Origin of the sequence: Psychroserpens mesophilus, from assembly GCF_050617655.1 — a bacterium.
Lineage (GTDB): Bacteria > Bacteroidota > Bacteroidia > Flavobacteriales > Flavobacteriaceae > Psychroserpens > Psychroserpens mesophilus_A.
Map to the genome: position 1 here is coordinate 1 of NZ_JBODQC010000243.1, position 261 is coordinate 261.

1 pseudogene is annotated in these 261 nt (G+C 59.8%); it reads right to left on the reverse strand.

Annotation, left to right across the window (positions count from 1 at the left end):
- Positions 1-261, reverse strand: a pseudogene (locus ACRHNM_RS17130) (ubiquinol oxidase subunit II); the annotation flags it as partial.

Here is a 261-nt window from a genome sequence, read left to right on the forward strand (position 1 = left end):
GGCTTGTGCTCGGAGACGAGCGGCTTGTAGGGATCGAGCGCGTGCGTGGAGCGCCAGGTGATCACGGCGAGGATCGCCACGATGATACATGGCACGGTCCAGACCACGACTTCGATCGCCGTGGAGTGGGCCCACTTGGGCTGGTAGTCGGCTTTGGTATTGGATGCGCGGTATTTCCAGGCAAACGTCAGGATCATGATGATGACCGGGATCACCACGATGAGCATCAGACCGGTTGCCGTGAACAGCAGGGTCTTTTCC